At 58.6% G+C, this 9,049-nt stretch carries 6 protein-coding genes and 1 pseudogene; 5 read left to right on the forward strand and 2 right to left on the reverse strand.

Annotation, left to right across the window (positions count from 1 at the left end; genetic code table 11):
- Positions 1 to 807 precede the first annotated feature (807 nt).
- Positions 808 to 3,033 carry a hypothetical protein gene (locus GZ092_RS20995; protein ID WP_293639258.1) on the forward strand — a complete coding sequence of 742 codons (2,226 nt, stop codon included), beginning with the start codon at positions 808 to 810 and terminating at the stop codon, positions 3,031 to 3,033.
- 824 nt (positions 3,034 to 3,857) lie between these two features.
- On the opposite strand, the gene GZ092_RS21000 is transcribed toward GZ092_RS20995, so the two are convergent.
- Complete coding sequence (locus GZ092_RS21000; protein WP_293639259.1) at positions 3,858 to 5,540, reverse strand: phospholipase D family protein; 1,683 nt, start codon at positions 5,538 to 5,540, stop codon at positions 3,858 to 3,860.
- A 165-nt stretch (positions 5,541 to 5,705) separates the two neighbouring features.
- Complete coding sequence (locus tag GZ092_RS21005; protein WP_293639260.1) at positions 5,706 to 7,634, reverse strand: ATP-binding cassette domain-containing protein; 1,929 nt, start codon at positions 7,632 to 7,634, stop codon at positions 5,706 to 5,708.
- A 307-nt stretch (positions 7,635 to 7,941) separates the two neighbouring features.
- On the opposite strand from GZ092_RS21005, the gene GZ092_RS21275 reads away from it, so the two are divergent.
- The 4 genes and pseudogenes from GZ092_RS21275 to GZ092_RS21290 all read left to right on the forward strand — a co-directional run bounded on the left by GZ092_RS21275 (position 7,942) and on the right by GZ092_RS21290 (position 8,799).
- Positions 7,942 to 8,109 carry a hypothetical protein gene (locus GZ092_RS21275; protein WP_363254678.1) on the forward strand — a complete coding sequence of 56 codons (168 nt, stop codon included), beginning with the start codon at positions 7,942 to 7,944 and terminating at the stop codon, positions 8,107 to 8,109.
- A gap of 9 nt (positions 8,110 to 8,118) precedes the next feature.
- Complete coding sequence (locus GZ092_RS21280) at positions 8,119 to 8,346, forward strand: hypothetical protein (RefSeq protein WP_363254679.1); 228 nt, start codon at positions 8,119 to 8,121, stop codon at positions 8,344 to 8,346.
- Between the two features lie 14 nt (positions 8,347 to 8,360).
- Positions 8,361 to 8,546 carry a transposase gene (locus GZ092_RS21285; protein ID WP_363254681.1) on the forward strand — a complete coding sequence of 62 codons (186 nt, stop codon included), beginning with the start codon at positions 8,361 to 8,363 and terminating at the stop codon, positions 8,544 to 8,546.
- Between the two features lie 12 nt (positions 8,547 to 8,558).
- Positions 8,559 to 8,799 (forward strand): annotated as a pseudogene (locus GZ092_RS21290) (IS4 family transposase).
- The last annotated feature ends 250 nt before the right edge of the window (positions 8,800 to 9,049 follow it).

The raw sequence follows: 9,049 nt of genomic DNA on the forward strand, positions 1-9,049 counted from the left end.
CTCGCTGCTGCCCGGCGCGCAGCTGTCGGTGACCTATAAGGTGACGGTAAATCAGTAGGGCCGGGCTGGCTTTGCCTTGCCTTGCCTGTTCTTGCTGCGCTATTAAATAAATAGCAGAAAAGTTCCGTGGATAAAGCGGAAATACCTAAAAACTCCTTGAAAGAATGCTCGATTCAGTGACGGATTCCGCAATCTCCCGGAAGAGGACTACCAAGTGACAAGATCCAAAAATTCAAGCCACTTGTATGCTTTTCTGCTGCTGATCGCGATCAGCTGTGCAAGGTCTCGGACGAGCCTTGGCGGCACGACAGCCGTGCGAACCTGCATGCTGCCATGTTGGCGCTGGTGCATACAAACTATTCAAACAAGATGAGAGATCAAAAAAAACAGGCTCGGACTCCGATTGCAACTGGCAGCAAAGCTGTACTCGGCCCATTGGCGGCCTTGGCCGGGATGGAGGTGGCAAGGCGAGTTGCTGCCCAGGCGATGCGGGTTTTGGCTGCGATGCTCGGGCTTTGGGTTTGTCTGATGTCAAGCGCCGCAGCCAATACCGGTTCATACGCCACCAATGGCACTTACGGGCAGAGCCTTTGGTGGCTCGATTTCACAGGCTACAGCGATGCGTCGGCAACTGCAGGCGGACAGCCTTTCAGTTTTTCGCTTCCTGACGGAAGCATCTTCACGACGACGGTCACACGCACCGGAACGGGTTCGCCATTTTGTTTTGTGTCAGCGGCGAAATCATGCCCGAGTGTTTATCCCGGTGTCGTGCGCTCGCCTTCACTGCTTCGGGCCAGCCAATATTCCGTGATTGGAAACTCAAGCTATACCGGCATTGCCGGCTACCCCAATTTTTACCTTGCATCGGGCAGCAGTACGACAACTTTGAACCTCACTTCCATCGTGGCCAGGGATAAATCGGGCAATCCAAGAAAATTCTTTTTGGTCACAGGCGACAGTGAGTACACCGCTGACGGTGAACAAATGCGATTCACCCAGGCTGGCGGCACGCCATGGGCTCAGCTGGAACTTCTGTCCAATCCCTCTGGTGGCCCCGCCGGGACCTTGGCACTGACGGGACTGGGCACCAGCACGGTCACATTCGGCGGCAACGGAACGAACGGCCCCAATTTGCTGATGAGCACCAAGGACGCCACCAGCGTCGGCGTGAGCTTCGTGGCCGATACCGGATCGACCTTGTTCGCGCTCGGTTTGCCCAAGGTAACGCTGATCAAAAACAACACGGCCGGGCGGATCAACAGCGCAGACCAGACGCAAATCCAGATAGCCTACACAACACCCACCGTGGCGCTGGCGACTGCCAAAACAAATGGGGCGTCCCTGTCGGCCACTGCTGCGACGGCAACCAGTTCTGTTTTGCCGGGCAACGTCATCACGCTGAGCGAGTCCATGGCCATAGGCAGCGTCACGCCGCAGTCGGGCTACACGGGCAGTATTTCCTGCAGCAACAGTGGCCCTGGCGCCAGCACTTTCGGTGGCGTCAACACCGTGCTGCCCAGTGGCGCAGGCACCAGCTTTACGGTCACGCCACAGGTGGGCGACAACATTACCTGCACCATCAGCAATGCACCAGCACCCCAGACCGTGACAGGCATTGCCTACAGCGATGCCAATCACAATGCCAGCCTAGATGGCACTGAAGGCGGCGTGGCTGGACTATTCGTCAAGCTGGCACCATTGTTGGCCGGCGTCTGCCAAAGCGCCGCCAGTGCGGCGGCCGTGGTCGATCCCTCCACGGGTGCTTACAGCCTGCTCAATGTGGCACCAGGCAATTACTGCTTGGTCCTTGACACCAACAACGTGCCGAGCGACATCACACCGGGTACGCCGGTGGGCTGGATAGGTACTCAAAACGTGGCTGGCGTGATTCAGATCAATGTGTCCGGCATTCCACCGCCGCCGCAAAACTTTGGTCTTTACAACGGCAGCAAGCTCAGCGGCATGGTGTTTGCCGATACCGGCGTCGGGGCAGGCACGGCCAACAACGGCATGAAAGACGGCAGTGAGCCGGGTTTGGCCAGCGTTGCCGTCGGCGGGACGCAAGCGGCAACCACCTTTGCCAGCGCCAGCACGGCCGGCGATGGCGGCTACACGCTGTGGTTGCCGGCAAATGTTGCCGGCGCCGTCGTCATCACTGCTGCAGCACCCAGCGGCTATATGGCTACAGGGGGAAGCGTCGGCGCGCCCCCTGCTGGCGCCAGCTACAGTCGCCCCAGCGTGATCAACTTCACACCCGTGGCAGGGCAAACCTACACGGGAGTGAATTTCGGGCTGGTTCCGGTCAACACCTTGTCCCCCAACGGCGCGCAGACAGGGCAGCCCGGCACGGTGGTGTTTTACGCCCACACCTTCACTGCAGGCAGCGGGGGGCAGCTGACTTTTTCGCTGGCCAATGCAGCCACGCCCGCCGGGCTGCCCTGGAGCCAGGTGCTTTATCGCGACAGCGACTGCAGCAGCACGCTGCAGGGCTCGGAGCCGCAAGTCAGCGCCCCGATCACCGTGACGGCAGGGCAAACACTGTGCCTCATCGTCAAGCAGTTCATACCGGCCGCTGCGGCAACGGGGGCGACAAACACAACCACCCTCAGTGCTGCGTTCAGCTACACCAGTTCGATCCCGCTGCTGTCCAGTACCCTGACTGCCAACGATGTCACCACCGTCGGCCTGCAAGGCGCGCTGGCATTGAACAAACTGGTGAAAAACATCACACTGGGTGGCCTTGCGGCAACCACCGTCGTGGCAAGTCCGGGCAACGTCCTGGAGTACAGCCTCAAGGCGCAGAACAATGGCAGCGAGCTTTTGTCCACTCTGGTCATCAACGATGCCACCCCTGCCTTCACGACTTATCTGTCTGCCGCTTGTCCGGGCGCCTTGCCAAGCGGAGTCAGCGCCTGCAGCGTGAGCAGCCAGCCCGCCATAGGCGCACAGGGCAATCTGCAGTGGACCTTTACCGGCTCGCTGCTGCCCGGCGCGCAGCTGTCGGTGACCTATAAGGTGACGGTAAATCAGTAGGGCCGGGCTGGCTTTGCCTTGCCTGTTCTTGCTGCGCTATTAAATAAATAGCATAAAAGTGCCGTGGATAAAGCGGAAATACCTAAAAATGCATCAAAAACTCTTGAAGCCTGCTTCAAGGGCAGTGATTTCTAGGAGGCGCGAGTACCGAGTCTGGTTCGACGATTGGCAATCCTGTAGGAACCGCAAAAATGCTGCCCCACATTATAGTTTTGGGTTATGCCGGATTCTTGAATCTGGTTGGACCGTAGCCTTTATTCCATTTCTAAATCATTCCGATATGTCGTTGCTTCGCCTTGCCGTGCTACAGCACTGTCTGCGGCTTTACGCCTACTCTCGAAATGATTTAGAAATGGAATTACTTCAGTGCCAAGGCTCCCGCACTTGACCCGTAAGTGAATCAGATAGCGCAGTGTCTTCACAGCCAGCAACAAGTTTCATTGCTGCCTGAAATCAGATAAATCGGCTGGGTCAGGCGGTCAATGGCGTTGGGGCTAGTGTTTGATCCCTAAAATTCCTAAGAAAAATCACTGTATCTGGTTTTGGAGCCTCAGACTTCCAGAAGCGCGTTGGCTATAGCGGATGCAGCGCGGCATTCAGTGGCTGGGGCAAGCTACTTTCGAGTGACATGTAGATGAAAGCGTTGGGCCTGGACTTTTCCCGTATCGCGGTTTTTTCGGCTGTTATCAGATGATCTTTTCTGCAGACCAGATCGAACTTGTCGCTGCAACTCAAGCAAGTTCCATGAGGCATAGTTCCTGAAGCGAGGATTCCATCATCAATGCCTCAGGAATCGAGCCGGAATAATGGAATAATTTTGTGCGTTACAGCATCTCTTCCGGCGCCAGGGGTCCGAGCAGCTTGAGCAGCATCTTCAAGGGCAGGCTGGCATCGGGCTCGGTCGTCGAATCCTGAAGTCCCGAGCCTTGCGGCGCACGCCATACCAATTGCCCCATGACCAGTTCCACATGGTAGGCTCCACCTGCTAGCGCGGGCTCAACCATTCGGGTTGCCTCCAGCGCCAAGGCGCGGTTGCGGATGATGATTGCGACTTCACTATTTTGCAGTTTCGAGCGCAGGTCCAGATTCATCGAACCCACCACCAGCAGACGGCCATCCATCACGAACACCTTGGCGTGCAGGCTGGCGCGCGATCCGTTCGTCGATCCTCCCGTTGAGCCCGTGCCTGAGCCAAAGCTCTTGACCGTGCCTTCCTGTTCCGCGCGCATTTCATAAAGTTCAATGCCCATCGCCACCAGCGCTTCACGGTAGCGCGCATAGCCCACATGGGCTGCGGGCGCATCGTTGGACGCCAGAGAATTGGTCAGCACGCGCACCCTGACGCCGCGTCGGCGCAACTCGGCAAACTGGCTCATCATGAGGTTGCCCGGAACAAAATACGGCGAGACGATCAGCAAATCATTCTTGGCCTGCGACATGAGCTGCAGCAGGCCATCGACGGCCGTTTCCTGTGCTTCGGCCACGTCGTCGGCATCGGCGGCAATTTTGGACGGTTTGTCCACCAGCAAGACTGAAGGCGCCCAGGTCCAGGTCAACAAGCTCAGGTCGGTCGAGTCGGGCAGCGCGCCAGGCGCAGCGGCAGCTGTGCCCACAGCCTTGGCGGGTGATGCCCCGACCGCGTCCGCCACCGGCCGCAGGGCGCTGGAAAGTGCGTCCGGGCCGGCGACCACAGGTTTGGGCTTGAGCGCCTCGATTTCCTCCTCACGCATCAATGACTGCACCGGGTAGGCCAGCGGATTGTTCCAGTACTGGTCAAAGCTGCGCGACAGGTCGCGCACGATGCGGCCCGCCGCCAGCACATCGATGTCGACGAAATTGGTGCCTTCGCTCTGGCCAAAATAGGTTTCACCCAGGTTGCGCCCGCCGGTGATGGCGACCGCGTTGTCGGCAACAAAAATCTTGTTGTGCATGCGCCGCTGCATGCGCGCCACGTCCTTGAGGTTGCTCAAAATCCGCAGCATCATTGATCCGCGTCCGCCGGGCAGCGGGTTGAACAGGCGCAGCTCGATATTCTTTTCAAAGGCCAGCTTCAGCACCTGCGCATTCTTGCCGGAGGTGTTGAAATCGTCGAGCAGGATACGGATGCGAACGCCGCGTCCTGCCGCCTCGCGCAGGGCCTCGAACATGCGCTCAGTGGTGTCGTCGGCAAAAATGGCGTAGTACTGGATATCCAGCGTTTTTTGCGCAGCCTTGATCAGCGTCATGCGGCTGGTGAAGGCCAGTTCGGCATTGCCGACAAGCGCGAAGCCGGAGTCGTTGCGCGTGCCTGCCCGGACTGCGCGTGCCTGCACCAACTGGCCCAGCCGGGTTTGCATCGAGTTGGCCAGTGCAGTTGACACCGGACGGTTTACCTGGCTTGGCAGCGAGGCGCATCCTGTCATCCAGACGCTCAAAAATGCCAAGGCCAGCCACGGACGGATGCCGCCAGGCCGCTTGGTCTGCAAGACAGGAAAAGGGCTGGGGCCGAGCGCGACAGTAGTTTGCATGATGCTGGCCACTTTAGCGTAAGGACGCTCTGCTCAAGCACCCTGCAAGGCGCGTTTGTACCGCTACTTTTTGTAGGTGGCGAACCTGAGATCAGGACCGCCACAGATGTGTGTCACCACCGCCCGCATAGTGCGCGCACGGCGGACGACCACATTGAAAAGTTCTCAGGACGACAGCGCTTCCCAGCGTTGCAGGGAGTCCATGAGTTCTTCCTCGATTTTGCTGTTTCGCGCCGTCAGCTCGGCAGCCCGCTTGGCATTGCTGGTGTAGAGCGTGCCGTCATAGAGTTCCTGCTGGATCGCTTTTTGCTGCGATTCGAGCTGCTGGATCAGCACCGGCAAACCGTCGAGCTCACGCTGCTCCTTGTAGCTCAGTTTCTTTTTTGATAGCTGCTCGCGCTCGTCCTTATTGGGTTCGGCACTGTTTTTATCCTTGTTTTTGGTGCTGGAGGCGGCAGCCGTCGTTTTGTTGCTGCCAGTGATTTGCGCTGCCCGTTTCGACTGGGTGATCCAGTCGGTCACGCCGCCTTCGTATTCGCGCCAGAAGCCAGGGTTCTCGGGCGTGCCTTCGTAGGCGATGGTGCTGGTCACCACGTTGTCGAGGAAGCGGCGGTCGTGGCTCACCAGGAAAACCGTGCCTTCGTAGTTTTGCAGCAGGTCTTCCAGCAGTTCCAGCGTGTCAATGTCCAGGTCGTTGGTCGGCTCGTCGAGCACCAGCACATTGGCCGGCCGCGCAAACAGGCGCGCCAGCAGCAACCGGTTGCGCTCGCCGCCGCTCAAACTGCGCACCGGGGAGCGCGCACGCTCGGGGCTGAACAAAAAGTCGCTCAGGTAGCTCTTGACGTGTTTTTTCTGGCCATTGATCTCGACCCATTCGCTGCCCGGGCTGATGAAGTCTTCCAGTGTGGCGTCCAGGTCCAGCGCATCGCGCATCTGGTCAAAGTAAGCCACCTGCAGATTCGCGCCCTGGCGGATCTTGCCGGGCGGCTGGGTGACATCGGGCTGCAGTTCCCCCAGGATGAGCTTGAGCAGCGTGGTCTTGCCCGCGCCATTCGGGCCTAGCAGTCCGATTTTGTCGCCGCGCAGCAGCGTGCCGCTGAATTTGTTGACGATGATCTTTTCTGCGCCCGGATGGCCAAAGCTTTTCGACACGTCTGTGAGTTCGGCGACGATCTTGCCGCTTTTGTCACCGCTTGACACGTCCAGGTTGACGCGGCCAACCGCATCGCGCCGGGCTGAGCGGTTTTCACGCAGTGCGTCAAGCCGCACGATACGGGCGGTACTGCGTGTGCGGCGTGCCTCGACCCCCTTGCGAATCCACACTTCCTCTTGTGCCAGCAGTTTGTCCGCCTTGGCAAAGATGACGGCTTCCTGCGCCATCTGGTCTTCCTTCTGGATCAGGTACTGGGCAAAATTACCGGGATAGCTGCGCAGCTTGCCGCGGTCCAGTTCAACAATGACGTTCGCCACCTGGTCCAGAAAGGCCCGGTCATGGGTGATGGTGATGATGCTGCCATTGAAATTGACCAGCAGTTCTTCGAGCCAGGCAATCGAATCCAGATCCAGGTGGTTGGTTGGCTCGTCGAGCAGCAGTACGTCAGGCTTGGCCACCAGAGCCTGGGCCAGTGCGACGCGCTTTTTGGTGCCGCCTGAGAGCGATCCCACGATTGCATCCTTGTCCAGGTGCAGTCGGTGCAGGGTTTCTTCGACGCGCTGCTCCCAGGTCCAGCCGTCGAGCGCCTCAATTTCAGATTGCAGCGCGTCCAGATCGGTATGTTCGTCAGCCGCAAGATACAGTTCGACCACATGCCGGGTGCGGGCGAGGCCTGCACTGGCAGCGATGAAGACCGTCGCATGCGGGTCCAGGCTGGGTTCCTGCGGAACATAGGCAATGCGCAGGTTCTGCTGCAATTGCAAAGTGCCGTCATCGGGTTTTTCAAGTCCCGCAAGTATCTTCAAAAGAGAAGACTTGCCTGTGCCATTTCGGCCAATCAGGCCAATGCGCTGGCTGGTTTCAAGGGAAAAATCTGCATGATCCAGCAGAGCGACATGCCCAAAAGCGAGTTGGGCGTCTAGAAGAGTAATGAGTGCCATATAGAGAGTGATTATCCTGTCATAGGGGTAACCACTCGATTGCTTGGGATCGTTAAAGGCTTTTTGTTATACACAAATCCGGCAAAATTCCTCCCAAGAAGAAGTTGAAGGAAACCGTTGGGCTGGGCAGGCACTGAATTCGAGACGATAGACCTGTGCGACGAGCGGCGCAACAAGCGGCGCAACAAGCGGGCCGCAGGTTTGCGGGGACTGGGCCGACACGATGGCGGCGTACAGTTTTTTTGACAACGATGAAGTAGATTGGTGTGCAATTCTTGAAGCGCACACGGACTGCGCCAAGACGCGCATGGCAGCCCACAAGGTGGTGCTGTGCATTCAGGACACGACCGAGCTGGACTCCAACGGTCAAGAGGCCAGTGGCCTGGGGCCGCTGAGCTACGAAGCGCAGCGCGGCATGTATGCGCATCCGACCTACGCCGTTTTCGACTTCGCGCGAGCCGCTGGGTGTTCTTGATGCTTGGGAATGTGGGCACGCCAAGCCAGGGGCAAGGACGGCAGTCGCCCAGGCATCAAGGAGAGCGTGCGCAGGGTGGAAGGTTATGAGTGCCTGGCCGAGATGGCCCTGCAGCTGCCCGATGGCAAGGGCTGCTTTGTGCAGGCCAGCTGCAACGTGGCCAAGGAAATGCAGCCTGCCGCAGGCGACAAGCGGGTCGAGTGGCGCTGCTGGCCAATCTGCCGGCGAGCAGCCTGAAGCAGGCCGGGCGCATGATTGACTGGTACCGGACACGCCGGGAAATCGAGATGTTCTTTCATGTGCTCAAGAACGGCTGCCGGATCGAGGCGCTGCAGCTGGGAAGCATCGAAAAGATTGAACGCGCGCTGGTGCTGTACATGATGGTGGCCTGGCGCATCGCGCACCTCAGGCGCCTGGGGCGGGCCTGCCCGGAGTAGAACTCGCAGCTCATGTTGGAACCCGATGAATGGGCCGCAGCCTTCATCCCGAACAAAAAGCGCCCCCCGGACCAGGTGCCCACGCTCAACCAGGTGGTAGGTCTGGTTCGCGCGGCTCGGCGGCTTTCTAGCGCGCACGGGCGATGGCGATCCGGGAGTGAAAACCATCTGCCAGGGCATGCAGCGCATCCTGGACTTTGCCCCTGGCGTCAGGTTCTCACGCGAGCTTCAGGCGGCAGGCAGTTGTGTATAACGAAATGGGTTGTAGGAGCGAGCATCTGTTTCCAATTGATATTTGTCTTTTTCAGGTGCGACGAGAAGGGGAGACACACGGACTTTTCAGCTCCTTGTTAGTCAAAAGGAGTCTGTGAGGAATTTCGGAACTATTTGTAGGTAAAGACCCGCGTATGTCAGGCAATGGTGCTATGATTTGCGGCTCTGCTGATGACAAGGTGGCCAGTGTAAAAATTGGTCGCGAGGTAGGTAAGCAGAGAAAAAGTCAA

The sequence above is a fragment of the Polaromonas sp. genome, from assembly GCF_010365105.1.
GTDB lineage: Bacteria > Pseudomonadota > Gammaproteobacteria > Burkholderiales > Burkholderiaceae_C > Polaromonas.